This is a genomic window from Cellulomonas algicola, from assembly GCF_003851725.1.
In the GTDB taxonomy this organism is placed as follows: Bacteria; Actinomycetota; Actinomycetes; order Actinomycetales; family Cellulomonadaceae; genus Cellulomonas; species Cellulomonas algicola.
In genome coordinates this window covers 1-1,453 of sequence record NZ_BHYL01000381.1, presented here as the reverse complement: position 1 = coordinate 1,453, position 1,453 = coordinate 1, and the positions used below count along the sequence as shown (strand labels likewise).

The 1,453-nt window shown below is 75.0% G+C and carries 1 protein-coding gene and 1 pseudogene; both read right to left on the bottom strand.

From position 1 onward, the window contains the following. Positions 1-32: 32 nt before the first annotated feature. Positions 33-1,004, bottom strand: coding sequence for an FKBP-type peptidyl-prolyl cis-trans isomerase (locus CTKZ_RS19510; protein WP_124344474.1), 972 nt, complete (start codon positions 1,002-1,004; stop codon positions 33-35). Positions 1,005-1,154: 150 nt separating this feature from the next. Beyond that, positions 1,155-1,453 (bottom strand): annotated as a pseudogene (locus tag CTKZ_RS19505) (hypothetical protein); the annotation flags it as partial.

Below are 1,453 nucleotides of genomic sequence, written 5' to 3'. Positions count from 1 at the left end.
GGGGCGCCCCGGGCCGTCAGGTCCGGCGTGCGTCAGCGCGCGTCGAGGATGTCGACCACGAAGACGAGTGTCGAGCCGGCCGGGATCGAGCCCTGCTCCTGGTCGCCGTAGCCCTGGTCCGGCGGGACGACGAGCAGGACCTGGCTGCCGACCGGCTGCCCCTGTACGCCCGTGTCCCAGCCCTGGATGACCGCGCCCGCGCCCGCCTGGAACTCGAACGGCTCGCCCTTCTCCCACGCCGAGTCGAACTGCGTGCCGTCCCACAGCCAGCCCGTGTACTTGACGGTGACGAAGTCACCCTCCTCGACGACCTTGCCCGTGCCCGTGATGAGCGGCTGCGTGACGAGCGTCGTCGGGGCCGCGCCGCCGACCGGGGTGATCGACGGCGCGCCGTCCTCGCCCAGCGTCACGGCCGGCAGGCCCGCGGCCGGTGCGACGGCCGCACCCTCGGCCCGCGTCGGCAGGCTCGCGGGGTCGGCGCCGTCGACCGCGTCGACGACCTCCATCGCGTACACCTGCGTGTTGTCCTCGCCCGACGACAGCGCGACGAGCACGCGGGCGCCGACGTGCGCGCCCTCCAGCTCGGTGTCGAGCTCCGCGATGCTGGTCTGGCCGACCTTGATGCGCTGCGGGGTGTCCGTGTCGTACGTCGAGCCCATGGTCGAGCCGTCGGTGCCGTTGAGCATGAGCATCTGGATGGACATGATCTGCCCGTCCTTCAATTCGTCGCCGTCGCCGTCCTCGACGAGGTGCGCGACGAACGTCGTCACGTTGAACGGCGTGCTCGGGAGCGTGACGGTCGGCTCCTTGCCCGCCTCGCCCTCGATCGTCACCTTGGCGAGCGCCGCCTTGTCGGCGGCGACCGCCGCGTTCGCGGACGCCGACGCGTCGGCCGACGGCGAGTCGTCGGAACCGCCGTCACCGCTGCACGCGGCCAGCGAGAGGGACAGGACGAGCGCGGTCGCCGTGGCGACGACAGCGCGAGCGGTGGTCGTGCGACGCACGAGGGTCCTCCGTCGTTTCGGGTCCCGCCCGGGGTCAGGCGGCGGACCCCGGCACGGTACGCGACTTTCCTGGGCGTCCGCTGAGGGTGCCCGTGCGAATCCCTTCACCTGCGCGTCCGCGCGTCGGGCGCGACGGCTCGCGCGGGACGGTCAGCGTGTGCCGAGCGCGGCGGCCAGGTCCGCCGGCGACGTCGTGGGCCGGTCGCAGACGAAGCCCCGGCAGACGTACGCGGCGGGGCGGCCGTCGACGAGCGGGCGGTCGCGCAGCAGGGGGAGGACGGGTGCGGCGTCCGGGGTGCCGGCACCCGCGGGGGCGCCCGTGCCGCCGTCGGGCGACGGGGCGTCCGGTGGCCCGACCGCGACGACGAGGCCCGGAGCCGGCGAGCGCAGCGCGACGCGGTGCAGGGCGCGCGTCGCCTCGTCGTCGAGCCGGCCGACGACCGCGACCT